The sequence below is a fragment of the Pseudoxanthomonas sp. LH2527 genome, from assembly GCF_022539275.1.
Taxonomy (GTDB): domain Bacteria; phylum Pseudomonadota; class Gammaproteobacteria; order Xanthomonadales; family Xanthomonadaceae; genus Pseudoxanthomonas_A.
Genome location: NZ_JAKZBW010000002.1, coordinates 210,315 through 227,178 on the forward strand (window position 1 = coordinate 210,315; position 16,864 = coordinate 227,178).

The 16,864-nt window shown below is 68.2% G+C and carries 12 protein-coding genes; 3 read left to right on the forward strand and 9 right to left on the reverse strand.

The window, feature by feature from the left end:
- Positions 1-9: 9 nt before the first annotated feature.
- From MMG85_RS02470 to MMG85_RS02480, 3 genes are all read right to left on the reverse strand, one after another.
- Positions 10-2,841, reverse strand: a complete 2,832-nt coding sequence (locus MMG85_RS02470) for a monovalent cation/H+ antiporter subunit A (RefSeq protein WP_241044543.1) — start codon at positions 2,839-2,841, stop codon at positions 10-12.
- A gap of 92 nt (positions 2,842-2,933) precedes the next feature.
- Positions 2,934-3,884 (reverse strand): calcium/sodium antiporter, encoded by a 951-nt coding sequence (locus tag MMG85_RS02475; RefSeq protein WP_241044545.1) that lies wholly within the window; start codon positions 3,882-3,884, stop codon positions 2,934-2,936.
- Positions 3,885-3,958: 74 nt separating this feature from the next.
- Entirely contained in the window at positions 3,959-4,579 is a 621-nt protein-coding gene (locus tag MMG85_RS02480) for a lectin (protein ID WP_235578456.1), read from the reverse strand.
- 128 nt (positions 4,580-4,707) lie between these two features.
- Here MMG85_RS02480 and MMG85_RS02485 point away from each other — a divergent pair, with 128 nt between their 5' ends.
- A complete protein-coding gene (locus MMG85_RS02485; RefSeq protein WP_241044547.1) occupies positions 4,708-5,256 on the forward strand; it encodes a hypothetical protein in 549 nt (182 codons plus the stop codon).
- A gap of 7 nt (positions 5,257-5,263) precedes the next feature.
- Here the strand turns inward: MMG85_RS02485 and hmgA are convergent, their stop codons facing one another.
- The 3 genes from hmgA to hppD all read right to left on the reverse strand — a co-directional run bounded on the left by hmgA (position 5,264) and on the right by hppD (position 8,181).
- Positions 5,264-6,574, reverse strand: a complete 1,311-nt coding sequence (gene hmgA, locus MMG85_RS02490) for a homogentisate 1,2-dioxygenase (protein ID WP_345778831.1) — start codon at positions 6,572-6,574, stop codon at positions 5,264-5,266.
- A gap of 10 nt (positions 6,575-6,584) precedes the next feature.
- A complete protein-coding gene (locus MMG85_RS02495) occupies positions 6,585-6,974 on the reverse strand; it encodes an endonuclease domain-containing protein (protein WP_241044550.1) in 390 nt (129 codons plus the stop codon).
- 109 nt (positions 6,975-7,083) lie between these two features.
- A complete protein-coding gene (gene hppD / locus MMG85_RS02500) occupies positions 7,084-8,181 on the reverse strand; it encodes a 4-hydroxyphenylpyruvate dioxygenase (protein WP_241044551.1) in 1,098 nt (365 codons plus the stop codon).
- A 78-nt stretch (positions 8,182-8,259) separates the two neighbouring features.
- Here hppD and MMG85_RS02505 point away from each other — a divergent pair, with 78 nt between their 5' ends.
- Positions 8,260-8,733 carry a MarR family transcriptional regulator gene (locus MMG85_RS02505; protein ID WP_241044552.1) on the forward strand — a complete coding sequence of 158 codons (474 nt, stop codon included), beginning with the start codon at positions 8,260-8,262 and terminating at the stop codon, positions 8,731-8,733.
- 284 nt (positions 8,734-9,017) lie between these two features.
- Here the strand turns inward: MMG85_RS02505 and MMG85_RS02510 are convergent, their stop codons facing one another.
- From MMG85_RS02510 to MMG85_RS02520, 3 genes are all read right to left on the reverse strand, one after another.
- Positions 9,018-10,550: an oligopeptide:H+ symporter gene (locus MMG85_RS02510; protein ID WP_241044553.1), complete on the reverse strand. Its 1,533-nt coding sequence runs from the start codon at positions 10,548-10,550 to the stop codon at positions 9,018-9,020.
- 185 nt (positions 10,551-10,735) lie between these two features.
- Entirely contained in the window at positions 10,736-12,313 is a 1,578-nt protein-coding gene (locus MMG85_RS02515; RefSeq protein WP_241044554.1) for an AbgT family transporter, read from the reverse strand.
- A gap of 122 nt (positions 12,314-12,435) precedes the next feature.
- Positions 12,436-13,296: a tryptophan 2,3-dioxygenase family protein gene (locus MMG85_RS02520; RefSeq protein ID WP_241044555.1), complete on the reverse strand. Its 861-nt coding sequence runs from the start codon at positions 13,294-13,296 to the stop codon at positions 12,436-12,438.
- A gap of 238 nt (positions 13,297-13,534) precedes the next feature.
- Between MMG85_RS02520 and MMG85_RS02525 the strand changes: the two genes are divergently transcribed.
- A complete protein-coding gene (locus MMG85_RS02525) occupies positions 13,535-16,750 on the forward strand; it encodes a lamin tail domain-containing protein (RefSeq protein WP_241044557.1) in 3,216 nt (1,071 codons plus the stop codon).
- Positions 16,751-16,864: the final 114 nt, after the last annotated feature.

A 16,864-nucleotide genomic window follows, 5' to 3' on the forward strand; every position in this document is an offset into this window, starting at 1 on the left:
ACATCTCCCTCAACGCAGCTCTCCCGTGCGGGTGGAACGCTCACCCGGTTCCATCACCCCCAGGTGCGACACGCGCGTGCGCGAGGGCCGGATGGTGCCCATCATCGACAGGATCAGCATGGCGCCACCGAACACCACCAGGTACACGCCCGTATCGAAGCCGATGGCGCTGGCCAGCGGCACCGTACCGATCACCGGCAGGTGCAGGTCGAGATGGCCGCTGGTGAGGAACGGTACGCCGAAGCCCATCGACGCCACCCCGCTCAGGCCGGCGATGATCAATCCCACGCCGATGCAGCGCACGTAGTCGAAGCCGAAGCGCGACTCCACCGACGCCGCGCCCTGGATCACGTACTGCACCAGCAGCGGCACCGCCAGCACCAGGCCGGCGATGAAGCCACCGCCCGGCGCGTTGTGCCCGCGCAGGAACAGGAAGACGGAAACCGTCAGCGTCAGCGGGAACATGATCTGCGCCAGGTCGGCCGGCACCGGCAGTTTGACCGGCGGGCCCGACATGATCTTCTCCGGCGCCATGCGTGCGCGTCGCAGCAGCGCGTGCACGATCAGCGCCGCGATGCCGAACACGGTGATCTCGCCGAACGTATCGAAGCCGCGGAAGTCCACCAGGATCACGTTGACCACGTTGGCGCCATAGGCTTCGGGCAACGAACGCGCCAGCAGCTCGCCACTGATGGTGTCGGCAGGCCGCGTCATCATCTGGTAGGCCAGCAGGCCCACGCCGGTGCCCGCGGCCAGCGCCACGACGATGTCGCGCAGGCGGCGGCGCGGCGTGCGCTCCGGTGGCGAGCGCGGCGGCAGGTAGTGCAGGCCCAGCAGCAACAGCACCAGGCTGACCATTTCCACCATCAGCTGGGTCAGTGCCAGGTCCGGTGCGGACAGGAACACGAACGCCAGGCTGACCATCAGGCCGGCGCCGCCCAGCACCACGACCGCCAGCAGGCGCTGCCGGTACAGCCGGATCGTCCACACCGCGCACACCACCAGCACCAGCCACAGCAACCAGCCCAGCAGCGGCATCGGCTGCGGCGCGCGCCACTGCAGCGGCGAGGCATCGCCGGCGACGAAGGGCGCCGCGCCGGCGACCAATGCCGCCAACACCAGGAACAGCAGGCTGCGCTGCAGGCTGCCGTTGGCGATGCGGCGGGTGAAGCGGCCGGCCAGCGCATACAGCGCCTCCATGTTCCAGCGGAACACGTGGCGGCCCAGCGAACGGCGCACGTTCGCATGCAGGCCGAACAGCCGGCGCAACCCGAAGTACAGCACGATGCCGCCGGCGATCCCGGCCAGGCTCATCAGCAGCGGCGTGTTGATGCCATGCCACACCGACAGGCTGTACGCCGGCATCGCGTCGCCGAGGATGGCACCGGCGCCCGCATGCAGGACCGGCGCGACCGTCCACGCCGGGAACATGCCCACCGCGACGCACAGCACCACCAGCACTTCCACCGGGATCTTCATCCAGCGCGGCGGTTCATGCGGCGCCACGCCGCCGACATAAGGATCGTCGCCGAAGAAGGTCTCGTAGACGAACCGCAGGCTGTAGGCCACGCCGAAGATGCCGTACAGCAGCGCCGCCACCGCGATCGCATCGCGCATGGCGCGGTGCCCGGGGATATCGATCGCCTCGGCGAAGAACATCTCCTTCGACAGGAAACCGTTGAGCAACGGAATGCCCGCCATCGCCAGCGAGGCGACGATGGCCAGCGCACTGGTCATCGGCAGATAGCGCCGCAGGTTGCCGAGCCGCCGCATGTCGCGCGTGCCGGTCTCGTGGTCGATGATGCCCGCCGCCATGAACAGCGATGCCTTGAACGTGGCGTGGTTGAGGATATGGAACACGCCTGCGACCACCGCCATCGGCGTGGAGATGCCGAACAGCAGCGTGATGAGCCCCAGGTGCGAGATGGTGGAATACGCCAGCAAGCCCTTCAGGTCGTGCTGGAAGATCGCGAACCACGCGCCGACCAGCAGCGTCATCGCGCCCACGCTGGTGACCACGTAGAAGAACAGGTCGGTGCCCGCCAGCGCCGGATGCAGCCGCGCCAGCAGGAACACGCCGGCCTTCACCATCGTCGCCGAATGCAGGTAGGCCGACACCGGCGTGGGGGCAGCCATCGCGTGCGGCAGCCAGAAGTGCAGCGGGAACTGCGCGCTCTTGGTGAACACGCCGGCCAGCACCAGCATCAACGCCCACGGATACAGCGTACTCGCGCGTATCAGGTCGCCCGAGGCCAGCACCACGTCAAGGTCGTAGCTGCCGACGATGCGCCCGATCAGCAGCACGCCGCCCAGCAGCGCAAGGCCGCCCGCGCCGGTGATCGCCAGCGCCATGCGCGCGCCTTCGCGTGCATCCTGGCGATGCGACCAGAAGCCGATCAACAGGAACGAGCTGATGCTGGTCAGTTCCCAGAACACCACCAGCAGCAACAGGTTGCCCGCCAGCACCACGCCGAGCATCGAGCCCATGAACAGCAGCAGGTAGGCAAAGAAGCGTGGTGCGCTGTCCTTCGCGCTGAGGTAGTAGTGCGCGTACATCACCACCAGGGCGCCGATCGCCAGCACCAGGCCGGCGAACATCCAGGCCAGCCCGTCGAGCCGCAGGGTGAAGGCCAGGCCGATCTGCGGGATCCAGGCGTGGTCGGCGCGCAGGTTCCAGCCCTGCAGCACGCTGGGCGTCATCCAGGCCAGCAGCACCAGGCCCAGCAGCGGCGCCAGGCCCGCCAGCCACGCGGTCGCGCCGCGCGGAAGGCCGCGCGCCAGCGCCACCACCAGCGCCAGCACGAACGGCAGCGCCAGCAGGATTTCAAGAAAAGGAATCATCAACCGCCTTGCCTTGCAGGGAATGCGTCATTCGCGAGCAATCGCCCCGAGTTTAACAAACCCGTTCACATACGCCTGACCCGCCGTTCAGTTCAGGCGAGCAATGCGATCTCGAGGATCACCCAGCCAATGAAGGCCGCCAGCAGGATGCCGCCTTCCACTCGGCTGATGCGCAGGTCGCCGCGCAGCATCGGATACAGCACCAGCACGAAGGCGATGGCCGCCGGCAGTTCCAGCCGCACGAAGGACGCCGGCAGCGCCAGCGGACGGAACGCCGCCATGCCGCCGACCACCACCAGCAGGTTGAACAGGCTGGAACCGATGACGTGTCCGGCCACCATGTCGCCCTGCCCGCGTCGCGCCGCCATCGCCGCGGCGGCGATTTCCGGCAGCGCCGTGCCGATCGCCACCGGCAGCAGGCCGGTCAACAGCGGCGACAGGCCCCAGTGCGCGCCGATCACCGGGGCGCCCTGCACCACGAACCGCGCGCCGTAATACAGCAGCGCCGCCGCCACGACGAAGCGCAGCAGGTTCATCCACAGCACGGTGTGCGTGGTCGCGAAGGCTTCGACCTCGGCGCGTACGCCCGCGTCCTCGCGGGGCGCGCGCGCCAGCAGGAACGCCAGCGCCGCCACGAAACCCAGCAACAGCGCGCCGCCTTCGACGCGGCCGACCACGCCGTCCAGGCCGAACACGATCAGCGCCAGCGAGGCCAGCGCCAGCAGCACCAGCAACGGGGACAGCACGCGCATGCGCACCAGCACCGGTGCGACCAGCGCCGCCACGCCCAGCGTGAGGCCGAGGTTGACGACGTTGCTGCCCACCGCGTTGCCGAGCGCCAGCTCCTGCGAGCCCACCCACACCGCCCGCGCATTGACGGCCAGTTCCGGCAGCGAGGTGCCGAACGCGATCAGCAGCAGGCCGGCCACGAACGGCGACGCGCCGAGGCGCTGGGCCAGACCCGAGGCGCCCTTGACGATGGAATCGCCGCCGAGCGCCAGCAGCACCAGCCCCAGCACGAAGTATCCCCAGGCCTCCGTCATCGCCGCCCCCTTCCCGTGTGGTGTGCGGCGATTCTATGCCCGGCCCGCCGGTGCGGCCAGCCGGGCGGCCGAGATCAAGAGCAGCCTTCCACGTACGCGACCTGCGGCGACAGGCCCACGCGCCATGCGGTGACCTTGCCGTTGGCATCGGCCTCGAAGATCAGCTGGGTCGGTGCCACGTCGCCGGCGTCCATCGCCAGGTACTGGCCACCCTGCGTGTACTTGTGCGGCGACGCCTTCAACGCGCCGCCATAGAGCTTCTGCAGTTCGTCGACACTCATGCCGACCTTGCCGCCACCCGGCGCGGTCTCCTTGTCGGTGCCGACGTCGTAACGGACGAACTTGCCCTCTTCCATCATGAAGGCGAAGTCGGCGGGCCGGGTGATCCACTTCGGCCACAGGTAATGGCAGGTGGTGCCTTCCATCGGCGCGCCGTTGAGCTCGCCACCCCAGGCCGCACGCGCTTCCTCGATCGTGCTGCCCAGTTTCATGTCGCCGTAGCCCAGGAAACTGGCCTGGCTCACCGGCCCGGCCGGTGCGGCCGTGTCGTCCACCGCGGGCGTGGGCGCCGGCGCTTCCGCCATCGGCGTGCTGGTCGCGGTGGTCTGCGGCTCCACCGCCGGCGCGCGGGCTTCCTCGCGCTGGCATGCGGACAACAGCGTGACGACCATCACGATCGGCAACATCGACTTCATCGGCTCTCTCCATTGCACAAAGCTGAATCCTAGCGTTGGCGCGTTAAGTCGCCGCGATGAAGCCCGCTCTGTCATCCGCACTTCATCGCCCGCGACTAGCCTGCGCGCGATCTTCCGGCATCTCCCGCATGCATCCGTCCAAGACCGATCTCGCCCGCCAGACACTGCAGGCCCACACGGGTGCGCTCGGCATGCGCGAGCGGCGCGCGCTGATCCTCTGCGACGGACAACGCGACCTGGCGGAACTGGTGCAGCTGCTGGGACAGGATGCACCGCTGCTGATCCAGCGCCTGGTGAGCGAGGGCTACCTGAGCATCGCCGGTGCGGCGCGTCAGCCGGCAACGCCGCCTGCGGTCGAACACGCGCCCACGCCCGCGCCTGCACCGGCGACGACCGGACCGCGACGCTCGCTCGTCGCCGCCAAGGTCTACCTGTCCGGCATGCTGGAACTGCAGCGCGATGACGGTGCGCGCCACCATCGCGAGCGCCTGCTGGCGAGACTGGACGATGACGCGATGCTGGAAGCGCTGGGCGACGCGTTGCGGTTCCTCGAAGCGCGCATGGCGACAACGCTCGCCGGCCGCATCCGCGACCGCTTGATGGAGGCCTTGCCGCACGAGGCGGCGCAGCGCCTGCAGGATCTGCTCGATGCGCAGACGGAGCGCGCCCTGCCCTGAGCCCGGCTCAGCCCTTCGGTGCGAAGTGCTTCCGCAGGCCCGCCCAGCAGGCCTGGTAATCGTGCTGGCGATGCGCGGCTTCGACCGCCTGCCGCGTCGGCCGGATCACCGCCCGCGTCTCGAACATGAAGGCCATGGTGCCGGTGATGACATCGGGCTTGGTCAGGTCGGCGTTGGATGCCTTCTCGAACGTCGCCGCATCCGGGCCATGCCCGGTCATGCAGTTGTGCAGCGACGCACCGCCCGGCGCGAAGCCCTCGGCCTTGGCGTCGTATACGCCGTGGATCAGACCCATGAACTCGCTGGCGATGTTGCGGTGGAACCACGGTGGCCGGAACGTGTCCTGCGCCACCAGCCAGCGCGGCGGGAAGATCACGAAATCCATGTTGCCCACGCCCGGCGTGTCGCTCGGCGAGGTCAGCACCAGGAAGATCGACGGATCGGGATGATCGAAGCTGATCGAGCCGATGGTGTTGAAGCGGCGCAGGTCATAGCGGTACGGCGCGTAGTTGCCGTGCCAGCCCACCACATCCAGCGGCGAGTGGCCGATGTCGGCGCGCCACAGGTGGCCCTGGAACTTGGCGATCAACTCGAATCCGCCCTCGACATCTTCGTACGCCGCCACCGGCGTCTCGAAATCGCGCGGATTGGCCAGCCCGTTAGAGCCGATCGGCCCCAGGTCGGGCAGGCGCAACGCGGCGCCGAAGTTCTCGCAGACATAACCGCGCGCTTCGCCATCGGGCAATTCAACGAGGAAACGCACGCCACGCGGGATCACCGCGATCTGCTGCGGCTCGACGTCGATCACGCCGAACTCGGTGGCGATGCGCAGGCTGCCCTGCTGCGGCACGATCAGCAGCTCGCCATCGGCGTCGTAGAAGTAACGGCCCTGCATCGAGCGGTTGGCGGCATACAGATGGATGCCGACGCCATGCTGGCCCTCGGGACCGCCGTTGCCCGCCATCGTGTACAGGCCATCGACGAAATCCGTCGGCGTCTCCGGCATGGGCAACGGCGACCAGCGCATCTGGTCCGGCGACACCGGACCCGCGCTGAAGTCGCTGTGCAGCCGGTGCTGCGCATACGGTGCGAACGGACCGTGCATCGCCGCCGGGCGGATGCGGTACAGCCAGCTGCGACGGTTCTCCGCACGCGGCGCGGTGAACGCGGTGCCGCTCAATTGCTCGGCATACAACCCGTGCGCGACCCGCTGCGGCGAATTGCGGCCTTCCGGCAGCGTGCCGGGGATCGCCTCGCTGGCGAAGTGGTTGCCGAAGCCGGGCTGGTAGTTGTTGGCGCTGTTCGCATTCATGCTCATCGTGTCCCGATCAAAGCCCCTCTCCCGGCGGGAGAGGGGTTGGGGAGAGGGCCGGTCGCGAGGCGAAATCCCAGATCGCCGTGACCACCGCCTCCACCTCCCTCAGCACATCGTTGTCCCAGAACCGGACGACCCGCCATCCCTGGGACTGCAAGTATCGCGTTCTTGCGGCATCCGCGGCAGGCGAATGCTGCGAACCATCCAGTTCCACCACCAAACCCGCCTCGACGCAGCAGAAATCGACGATGTAGGGCGGAACGGGATGCTGGCGCCGGAATTTCATGCCCTCCAGGCGTCCTGCCCGCAGGTACTGCCACAGCCGGCGTTCGGCATCGGTCATGCCCCTGCGCAACTGCTTGGCATGATCGAGCGTGTGGGTCGGCAAGCGTGGCTTGCTCATGCGGGACCTCCTGTCCTGGCTGATCCGCTTTCCTGAATCGGCAAGTGACAAGGCTTCGCCGTCCCTCTCCCCAACCCCTCTCCCGAAGGGAGAGGGGCTCGAAGAGACCTTACAGCACCCCGCGCTTCATCTGGTCGCGTTCGATGCTCTCGAACAGTGCCTGGAAGTTGCCTTCGCCGAAGCCTTCGTTGCCCTTGCGCTGGATGATCTCGAAGAAGATCGGGCCCAGCGCGTTCTGGGTGAAGATCTGCAGCAGCTTGCGCTGCTTGGTCTCCACGTCGGCGTCGATCAGGATCTTGTTGCGCGCCAGGCGCGCGACGTCTTCGCCGTGGTCCGGGATGCGCTGGTCGATCACGTCGAAGTAGGTGTCCGGCGTGTCGAGGAACGCCACGCCCGCTTCGCGCATGCGCTCGACGGTGGTGTAGATGTTGTCGGTGAAGCAGGCGATGTGCTGGATGCCCTCGCCCTTGTAGGCATCGAGGTACTCGTTGATCTGGCTCTTCGGATCGCTGGACTCGTTGAGCGGGATGCGCACCATGCCGTCCGGCGCAGTCATCGCCTTCGACAGCAGGCCGGTCTTGGCGCCCTTGATGTCGAAGTAGCGGATCTCGCGGAAGTTGAACAGCCGCTCGTAGTAGTCCGCCCACTTGGCCATGTTGCCGTGGTAGAGGTTGTGGGTCAGATGGTCGATGAAAGTCAGGCCGAAGCCCTTCGGCATCAGGTCGACGCCCGGCAGGTATTCGTAGTCCGGGTCGTGGATGGTGCCCTGGTCGTCATAGCGGTCGACGATGTAGAGCATGCAGTCGCCGATGCCCTTGATGACGGGCGCGGCGACGGCCTTGGTCAGCTCGTCGGCGGCGTCGAAGGATTCGGCCCCGTTCTTCAGTGCCTGCACGCGCGCCCACTCGGCCAGCTTCTTCACCCGGATCGCGAAGCCGCAGGCGCTGGGGCCATGCTCGGCGGCGAAGCGCGCGGCGAAGGAGTCCGGATCCTCGTTGATGAGGAAGGTGCAGTCGCCCTGGCGGTAGGTGCTGATGGCGCGCGTCTTGTGCCGCGCGACCTGCACGAAGCCCAGCTTGCGGAAGTAGTCGTGCAGGTGGTGCGCCTGGCCCTCGGGGGCGGCGAACTCGACGAATTCGAAGCCATCGATGCCCATCGGGTTGTCGAACGTCGTGGGCTGGATGCCAGAATTGGGTTGTGCGGTCATGGGGCGCCTCGCTAGGCTTGCCGGGATTTATCCCATTCTATAGTTTCAGCTGAAACCAACAACAAGTAGCAGCGCAGCATGAGCCAGCCAGCCAGCCCCGCCATCCACGCCGATTTCGACCTCGACCGCCTGTTCTCCTACCGGTTGAGCGTGCTGTCCAACCGGATCAGCAGCGCGATTTCGCGCGAATACCACCGCCGTTTCGGCCTGGCCATCACCGAATGGCGGGTCATGGCGGTGCTGGGGCGCTTCCCCGGCCTGTCGGCCGGCGAGGTGGCCGGCCGCACCGCGATGGACAAGGTGGCGGTCAGCCGGGCGGTGGCCCGCCTGCTGGAACGGGCGCTGATCCAGCGCGAGATCCACGGCGACGACCGCCGCCGCTCGGTGCTGGCGCTGACCGACGAAGGCTTCCGGGTCTACGACGAAGTCGCACCGATGGTCATCGAGTACCACCAGCGCATGCTGGAACCGCTGAGCGACGACGAGCGCGCCATGCTCGACCAGCTGATCGACAAGCTGGCGGGTGAAGGCGTGAGGCGCATCGAGGGCTGAAGGACATGCATCTGTAGCGCCGAGCTTGCTCGGCTGCGCGATGCATAAGAGCTTCCACGGCAGCGGAGCAAGCTCCGCTCTACGAAAAACGGCGGCCGTTGGCCGCCGTTCTTCTCTGGATCCCCGCTTTCGCGGGGATGACGCATTGGCAAAGGCGCGCCCGTCGGGCGCGCGTCACCCTGCACGAAAAACGGCGGCCGTTGGCCGCCGTTCTTCTCTGGATCCCCGCTTTCGCGGGGATGACGCATTGGCAAAGGCGCGCCCTGTGGGCGCGCGCCAATGCGTCACTTCACGCCGTGCATCAGTCGCTGGATCAGCGGGGCGATGATGAACAGCAGGACGCCCGAACCGACCAGCGCCCAGAAGCCGAAGGTGTAACCCGCGTGCGCGGACTGCACGGTCATGCCGCCTTCGCCACTGACTTTGCCCGCGAAGATGCCGGCCATGTTGTTGCCGATGGCGATCGACAGGAACCAGCAGCCCATCGCCATGCCGGCCAGGCGCGACGGCGCCAGCTTGGTCGTCATCGACAGGCCGATCGGCGACAGGCACAGCTCGCCGACCGACTGGATGACGTACACCATGAACAGCGTCCAGAACGGGATCTTGCCGTTGGCGTCCACCATGCCCGACAGCGCCATCATCAGCAGCAGGAACGCCAGGCCGTTGAAGATCAGGCCCAGGCCGAACTTGCGCGGGATGATCGGGTTGTTCTTGCCCATCTTCACCCACAGCCAGGCCAGTACCGGTGCGAGCGCGATGATCGCCACCGAGTTGACCGACTGGAACCACGACACCGGGAAATCATTGGTGCCGGCGAACATCTGGAAGAAGCCTTCCATGCCGATGTCGCGGTCGACGATGCGGTCGGCCAGGAAGTTGAACGAACTGCCCGCCTGCTCGAAGAACATCCAGAACAGCACGTTGAACACGAAGATCACCAGCATCGCCACGACCTTGTCGCGCGCCACCTTGCCCTCGCGCAGGCCCTCGACCACCAGCATCACCGCCGGGATCACGAACAGCGCCATCAGGATGGCCTGCAGCAGGTTGGCGTCGATCGTCAGCAGCGCGTAGAACATCGGGATGCCGATCACCGCGCCGAACAGCACCACCAGGCTGACGTTGCGCAGGCCGGTCTGGTGTTCCGCCGGCAGGCCGATGCCTTCCAGCTGACGGCGGCCGAACCAGAACCACACCAGGCTCAGCAGCATGCCGACGCCGGCAGCGATGAACACCACCTTGTAGGCCGGCATGTCTTCGATGCCGAACACCTTCTTCGCCAGGTACTGGGTGACGATCGGCGCCAGCAGCGCACCGATGTTGATGCCCATGTAGAAGATGGTGAAGCCGGAGTCGCGGCGCGCATCACCCTGGGCATACAGCTTGCCCACCATAGTGGAGATGATCGGCTTGAACAGGCCGTTGCCCACGATGATCGTGGCCAGACCCAGCTTGAACATCGCCTCGCTCGGCAGCGCCAGCAGGAACAGGCCTGCCGACATGAACACCGCGCCCAGCAGGATGGAGCGCTGGAAGCCGATCAGCTTGTCGGCCACGTAGCCGCCGAAGATGGCACCGGCATAGACCAGCGCCAGGTAGGCACCGTACAGCTCACTGGCGGGTTTCTCGCCGGAGGCGTCGCCGCCGTGGAACTGCGCCACGATGTACAGCACCATCGCCCAGCGGATGCCGTAGAACGCGAAGCGCTCCCAGAATTCCGACATGAAGAGCATCCACAGCGGACGCGGATGTCCCAGGACCTGCTTGAATTCCGGTATCCGTTCCGGCGTTGGTGACGCGACGGCTCCGCTCATGCGGGCTCCCCCTTCTAAAGTGATTCAGGACTTCAACGGTCCGTGCCAGCGGCACGGGACGCGCGAGGATTACCGACGCGGACCGCGGGCGTCAAACCTGCCGGGAGCGCCGCACACACGCCGCTCCCGCTGTTCAGCGAGCTAAGTGGTTGCAAGCGAAAGGATTTGTGGCCCCGGCCACGGCCTCAGCCGGGCACGTACTCGTAGCTCGCGCCCACGCCCAGCGGCAGCCCCAGCGCCCAGTAGCCCAGCAGGAACAGCGTCCACGTGCCCAGCAGGGCCAGCGAGTACGGCAGCATCATCGCGATCAGCGTGCCGATGCCCGTGCCGGTGACATAGCGCCGGCAGTAGACGACGATCAGCGGGAAGTACGGCATCAGCGGCGTGATGATGTTGGTCGTCGAATCGCCCACCCGGTAGGCGGCCTGGGTCAGGTCGGGCGACACGCCCAGCTGCATCAGCATGGGCACCAGGATCGGGCCGATCAGCCCCCACTTGGCCGACGCCGAACCGATCAACAAGTTCACCGAACCGGTGAGCAGGATGATGCCGGCCAGCGTGATGCCCATCGGCAGTCCGAGCGAGCGCAGCAGGTCCGCGCCTTCCACCGCCACCAGCGCGCCCAGGTTGGAATTGCCGAACGCGGCGATGAACTGCGCGCAGAAGAACGCCATGACGATGTAGTAGCCCATCCCGTTCATCGCCTTGGCCATGCCCTGCACGATGTCGCGGTGCGTCTTCACGGTGCCCGCGGCATAGCCGTAGACGATGCCCGGCAGCAGGAAGAATACGAAGATCAGCGCGACGATGGACTGCATCAGCGGCGCGGCGGGCGCCAGCAGCGGATGCGTCTGCGGCGGCACCTGCTCGGCGGCGGCGCGCCACGGCGAATCGTCGCCGGACAGGCTCCACGCGAACAGCGCAGCCGCCACCGCCATGGCCGCCAGCGCCCACGCCAGGCCGCGGTTCTCCGCGCGCGCCACCGCTTCCATCTGCGGCAGCCCGGCCGGGTCGCCGTCGACCGGCGTGCCGCGCAGGCGCGGCTCGATCACGCGGTCGGTGAGGAACCAGCCCACCCCCACGATCAGCAGCGTGGACGCGGTGGTGAAGTAGAAATTGTTGAGCGGATTGATCTCCAGGGTCGGCGCGACCACCTGCGCGGCGGTCTGGGTCAGGCCCGCGAGCATCGGATCGAGCGACGAGGGAATGCCCACCGTGGCCGAGAAGCCGCCCGATACGCCGGCGAACGCGGCCGCGATGCCGGCCAGCGGGTGCCGACCCGCCGCATAGAAGATCACCGCGCCCAGCGGGATCACCAGCACGTAGCCCGCGTCCACCGCCACGTGGCTGAGGATGCCGACCAGGATCAGCATGGGCGTCAGCAGCATGCGCGGCGTCACCGACAGGATCTTGCGCAGCACCGCGTTGATGAAGCCGGTGTGCTCGGCCACACCCAGGCCCAGCATGGCCACCAGTACCACGCCCAGCGGCGGGAAGTTGACGAAGGTCTTCACCAGCCCGGCCATGAAGCCGGTCAGCGAGGTGCCGGCCAACTGGTTGACGATCTGGATGGGTTGACCGGAACGCGGATCGATGGCGCTGAACGACACCCCCGACAACCACCACGACACCAGCCACACCACCACCATCAGGATCAGGAACAGCGCCGCCGGGTCCGGTAGCCGGTTGCCCGTGCGTTCGATCAGGTCGAGCAGGCGGGTGGTGAGGGAACGGGGGGCGGCGTCCTGGGTAGCGGGGGTCATCGTCGGGAGCGGTCCTGCGGATAGGGTCCGCCGCATGCTACCAGTCCCGCTTTCCGCGCTGCCTCAGCGGGGGCCGGCATGGCGTGCGGGGCGAGGTTCCGCGCCCACCCGGCCGCCCTCGCTCAGCGGCCGGGCCCGATAGACGTGCGGACGTCGAACAGCTCCGGGAAGAACGTCAGTTCCAGCGCCTGCTTCAGGAACCCCACGCCGCTGGAGCCGCCGGTGCCGCGCTTGAAGCCGATGATCCGCATCACCGTGCGCATGTGGCGGAAGCGCCACAGCTGGAACTGGCTTTCCAGGTCCACCAGGTCCTCGCACAGCGCGTATTCGCGCCAGTAACGGTCGGTGTCCTCGTAGATCGCCTCGAACACCGGCAGCAGCGCGGCGTCGGCCGCGTGCGCCTGGCGCCAGTCGCGCTGCACGTGCTGGGTGGGGATGGCGTGGCCCCAGCGCGCGAGATAGATCAGGAACTCGTCGTACAGGCTGGGCGCGTCCAGCGCGGACGCCAGCCCGGCATGGCCTTCCGGATCGTGCGCGAACACCTTCAGCATCGCGGCATTCTTGTTGCCCAGCAGGAACTCGATGGTGCGGTACTGCAGCGACTGGAAGCCGGACGACGGCCCCAGCAGGTCGCGGAAGCCCATGTATTCGGAGGGGGTGAGCGTCTCCAGCACCGACCACTGCTCGGTCAGCTGCCGCAGCACCTGCTTGCTGCGCGCCAGCACCTTGCGGCATTGCCAGACCTGGTCGCGCTGAAGGAAGCCGATGGCCGCGCCCAGCTCGTGGATCATCAGCTTCATCCACAGCTCCGAGACCTGGTGCTGCACGATGAACAGCATCTCGTCGTGGTGCTGCGGGTCCGACACCGGGTGCTGCGCCGACAGCAGCCGGTCCAGCTGCAGGTAGCCGCCATAGCTCAGGCGGCCGGACAGGTCGGTGTGGATGCCTGCTTCCAGCGGGCGTTCGTTCTTCTCTACGGCCATCCGTCGATCAACCGGGTCGCCACGGGCGCAGCGGGGGCGCCAGCGTAACCGATGCGGGCGGGCGACCCCGGCAAGGCGACGGAAAACCGCCACGCATGTCACGCCCATGCAATGCGCGTACCACAGGCTTGGGCTACATTGCGTCGGCCGGGGGCGGATCCGCTTCCGACGGGGGCGGCGTCCAATCCACTGAGGGAGATTCCGTAACATGGAAATGCCACGGGGCCGCCTTGCGGCCGTGTTCGCGTCTTTCGCCTTGCTGTTCGCCGCCTCGTCGGCGCAGGCACAGGTGGTCATCAGCCAGGTCTACGGTGGCGGCGGCAACAGCGGCGCCACGCTGAAGAACGACTTCATCGAACTGCGCAACAACGGCCCCACCGCGGTGGACCTGACCGGCTGGAGCGTGCAGTACACCTCCTCCGGCGGCACCACCTGGAACGGCCGCACCAACCTCAGCGGCAGCATTCCGGCCGGCGGCTTCTACCTGGTGCAGCAGGCGCAGGGCGCCGGCGGCACGGTGGACCTGCCCACGCCTGACGCGGTGGGCACCATCGCCATGTCCGGCACCGCCGGCAAGGTGGCGCTGAGCCGGAGCACCACGGCGCTGACCAGCGCCTGCCCGACCACCGACGCCAACGTGGCCGACTTCGTCGGCTTCGGCAGCGCGGCAACCTGCTTCGAAGGCAGCGCGCCGACTGGCACGCTCAGCAACACCACCGCCGCCCTGCGTGGCGGCGATGGCAGCATCGATACCAACAACAACGGCGCCGACTTCGCGGTCGGCGCGCCCAACCCGCGTAACAGCGGCGCCGAGCCGCCGGAACCGCCGGACCCGCCGCTGGCGTTGACCATCGCGCAGATCCAGGGCACCGGCCTGCTGTCGCCGCACAACGGCAAGCGGGTAGTCACCGAGGGCATCGTCACCGCGCTCAAGTTCAACAACGGCTTCTTCCTGCAGGCCGCCAACGATGACGGCGACCCGGCCACCTCCGACGCCGTGTTCGTCTTCACCAGCAGCGCGCCGCCGGCCTCCGCCGCGGTGGGCAACCGCGTGCGGGTGACCGGTACGGTGGAGGAGTTCACCCCGTCGTCCAACCCGCACCAGCTGGCGATCACCGAGATCGTCACGCCGACGGTCGAGGCGCTGGAAACCGGCGTGGCCCTGCCCGCCGCGATCGAACTGACCGCCGCCGAGCTGTCCCCCGACGCCCTGCCCGGCACGCTGGAGCGGTTGGAAGGCATGCGAGTGAGCGTGGCGCAGTCGGTGGTCATCGCCCCCTCGGGCGGCAGCCTGGACGAGAACGACGCGCTGGCCTTCAGCGACGGCGTATTCCACGTCACTCTGCCCGGCGTGGCGCGGCCGTTCCGCGAGGCCGGCATCGGCGCGATGGACGCCATCACCCTGCCTGCCGGCAAGAACCCGCCGCGCTTCGACACCAACCAGGAACGCCTGATGGTGCGCAGCCGCGGCCAGGTCGGCGCTCAGCCGCTGTCGGTCGACACCGGCGCCGAGGTCGCGGGCCTGCTGGGCGTGCTGGACTACTTCGCCGGCACCTGGGCGCTGCTGCCCGACGTGGCCACGCCGCCTGCCGTCACCGGCGGCCGCCTGCCGGAAGCCGTCAACGATGCGAGCTACGACGAAGTCACCGTCGGCAGCTTCAACCTGCTGCGCCTGTTCGACGAGGTCAACGACAGCAACGGCGCGGTGACGTTGACGCCGGAAGCGCTGGACAAGCGCCTGGCCAAGGCGGCGCTGGCGATCTGCGACTACCTGAAGGCGCCGGACATCCTGGGCGCGGTGGAAGTGGAGAACGTCCGCGTGCTGCAGCTGCTGTCCGAACGTATCGACGCCACCTGCGCCGCGCGCCCGGGCTATGTGCCGTACCTGCAGCCGGGCAACGACGTCGGCGGCATCAACGTCGGCTTCCTGGTCAGTTCGCGCCTGACCGCCGACGGCGTGGCCCGCGTCGAGGTGCTGGACGTGGCGCAGTTCGGCAAGGAGACCACCATCGCCAACCCGAACGGCACCACCAGCCTGCTCAACGACCGTCCGCCGCTGCGCCTGCGCGCCCGCGTGCATCAGGATGCCGCCTCGAGCTATCCGCTGACGGTGATCGTCAACCACCTGCGGTCGCTCAACGACATCAACGACACCCTGCCGGGCAGCAGCGGCTGGGCCACCGGCGGCGAGCGCGTGCGGGTCAAGCGCGGCGCGCAGGCGATCTACCTGGCCCAGCTGGTGGAAGAGATGCAGCAGGCCAACCCGGACGAGAAGATCGTGCTGGTCGGCGACTTCAACGCCTTCGAGTTCAACGATGGCTATGTCGACGTATTGGGCATCATCAAGGGCGAAGCGGCACCGGAAGACCAGGTGCTGACGTACATGCCCAGCCCGCTGACCGTGCCGCTGGTGGACGGATCGCAGCTGATCGCCGATCCGGCCCATCGCTACTCGTACGTGTTCGAGGGCAATGCGCAGACGCTGGACCACGTGCTGGTCAACGAGTCGCTGGTGATGGACGCCGGCCTGCGCGTGGACCACGCCCGCATCAACGCGGACTTCGGCACGGACAACTTCGGCGATGCCTCGCTGGCGATCCGTTCGTCCGACCACGATCCGGTGCGCCTGAGCATCCGCGTGCCGAGCTTCGCCCGCGCCGACCTGTCGGCCACGGTGTCGGCCGACCGCAGCAGCGCCAGCGTCGGCGAGACCGTGCGCTACACCGCCACCGTGCGCAACGCCGGTCCCGGCGCGGCGTCGCCGGCGGCGTTCGCCTTCGTGTTCTCGGCCGAACTGTCGCCGTCGCTGGCCACGCTGCCGGCGGGCTGGAGCTGCGACGCGGCCGAGGTCACCGCCGGCACCACCCGCGTGGCCTGCACCACGCCGTCGCTGGCGGTGGGCGCTGACGCCACGTTCGCGATCGACGCCCTCGTCCCCGCCAGCGCAGCCGGCACCACGCTCGGCCTGGGCGTGTCGGCCAACTCGACCGTGCTCGACCCGGCCAACGGCGACAACACCGCCGCGGTCTCGGTGGCCGTGGCCGCACTGCCGCAGACCCGCGCCGACCTGTCGGTGCAGCTGCTCGGCGCCGCCCTGCCGCTGCGTCGCGGGACCATCGCCACGCTGTTGGTGCCGGTGCGCAACGCCGGTCCCGACCAGGCCGAGCAGGTCACGGTGCGGCTGACCAGCAATGTCGACGCGCGGTACGCCGCCGTCGCCGCGCCCAGCGGCTGGACCTGCACGCGCGTGCAGGACACCACCGAAGGCGCCGCCGCCGACTGCAGCCGTCGCGGCGCCATGCCGCGCGGCGTGCAGACGCTGGCGTTCGCACTGGTGGTGCCGGGCAAGCCCAAGCGCGGTACGGAGCTGGAGTTCGGAGCCACCGTCAGCAGCACCACGACGGACCCGAACCCCGCCAACAACCACGATCGGCTGGTCCAGCGCATCCGCTGAACTTGCGCGCCATCGTGGGGTCGACAGGGGCGCGGGCAACCGCGCCCCTTGTCGTTTGCGCAGCCCGCGACGCGCATCACCCCGTGGCCGGCTCACCAGGCTGCAGACTGACAC

Bases quoted from the DNA above. Each gene is read 5' to 3' on its own strand.
- MMG85_RS02470 (WP_241044543.1), bottom strand. From the start codon at position 2,841: ATGATTCCTTTTCTTGAAATCCTGCTGGCGCTGCCGTTCGTGCTGGCG.
- MMG85_RS02475 (WP_241044545.1), bottom strand. From the start codon at position 3,884: ATGACGGAGGCCTGGGGATACTTCGTGCTGGGGCTGGTGCTGCTGGCG.
- MMG85_RS02480 (WP_235578456.1), bottom strand. From the start codon at position 4,579: ATGAAGTCGATGTTGCCGATCGTGATGGTCGTCACGCTGTTGTCCGCA.
- MMG85_RS02485 (WP_241044547.1), top strand. From the start codon at position 4,708: ATGCATCCGTCCAAGACCGATCTCGCCCGCCAGACACTGCAGGCCCAC.
- hmgA (WP_345778831.1), bottom strand. From the start codon at position 6,574: ATGAGCATGAATGCGAACAGCGCCAACAACTACCAGCCCGGCTTCGGC.
- MMG85_RS02495 (WP_241044550.1), bottom strand. From the start codon at position 6,974: ATGAGCAAGCCACGCTTGCCGACCCACACGCTCGATCATGCCAAGCAG.
- hppD (WP_241044551.1), bottom strand. From the start codon at position 8,181: ATGACCGCACAACCCAATTCTGGCATCCAGCCCACGACGTTCGACAAC.
- MMG85_RS02505 (WP_241044552.1), top strand. From the start codon at position 8,260: ATGAGCCAGCCAGCCAGCCCCGCCATCCACGCCGATTTCGACCTCGAC.
- MMG85_RS02510 (WP_241044553.1), bottom strand. From the start codon at position 10,550: ATGAGCGGAGCCGTCGCGTCACCAACGCCGGAACGGATACCGGAATTC.
- MMG85_RS02515 (WP_241044554.1), bottom strand. From the start codon at position 12,313: ATGACCCCCGCTACCCAGGACGCCGCCCCCCGTTCCCTCACCACCCGC.
- MMG85_RS02520 (WP_241044555.1), bottom strand. From the start codon at position 13,296: ATGGCCGTAGAGAAGAACGAACGCCCGCTGGAAGCAGGCATCCACACC.